This is a genomic window from Streptococcus sanguinis (assembly GCF_019929145.1).
Lineage (GTDB): Bacteria > Bacillota > Bacilli > Lactobacillales > Streptococcaceae > Streptococcus > Streptococcus sanguinis_U.
The window spans coordinates 1-834 of record NZ_JAHZOW010000018.1 but is presented as its reverse complement, the minus strand read 5'-3'; the positions used below and the strand labels follow the sequence as shown (position 1 = coordinate 834).

Annotated in this window: 1 pseudogene; it reads right to left on the bottom strand. The window is 58.8% G+C overall.

From position 1 onward, the window contains the following. Positions 1-834, bottom strand: a pseudogene (locus K1I94_RS11265) (IS66-like element ISCro1 family transposase); the annotation flags it as partial.

The following is an 834-nucleotide window of genomic DNA, read 5'->3' as shown; positions in this document are numbered from 1 at the left end:
CCGATCTAAGCCCCGGACCTCTGCCTCGATGGCATACAGTTCACCGATACGCTGCAGGGCTTCCGTGGTGATGTAGGTGGGCGCTCTTGCATGCACATCGTGGATTTTTCTCCGGGCATGAGCCATACACGCGGCTTCCGTTATTCTGCCGGATTCGTATAACGCCCGGTAACCACCGTAAGCATCGGCCTGAAGCACACCGCTGTAACCGGCCAGGTGATTTTGTGGATGGATACCTTTCCGGTCCGGACTGTACGCGAACCAGACCGCCGGGGGCATCTGTGAACCGGCGTTACGGTCATCACGGACGTAGACCCACAGCCGGGCTGTCCGGGTTTTACCGCTGCCCGGCTCCTGGACCGGGACGGGGATATCATCAGCATGGACTTTACCGGGCATCAGCACATACTGGCGCAGGACGTCATACAGCGGCTCCAGCAGTTCAGCAACAGCACCTGTCCAGCGCCCCAGTGTGGCACGGCTCAGCTCCACTCCCTGACGACGGTATATTTCTGACTGGCGGTATAACGGCAGATGGTCTGCATATTTCCCGGTGACAACATGGGCCAGAAGCCCCGCTCCGGCATAACTGCGTGCAATGGGTTTTGAAGGTACTGGTGCCTGCACGATATGGTCGCACCGGCAACAGGCCTGTTTCGGACGTTGTGTTTCGATAACCTTAAAGGCGCTGCTGATAAGCTCCAGTTGCTCTGACACATCACATCCCAGAGAACTGAGTTCACCACCACAGGCAGGACAGCATTCCTCTTCCGGCCGGATAACCCGGGTTTCACGGGGGAGTGAGGCCGGTAGCGGCTGACGGGCTGAGGAGTG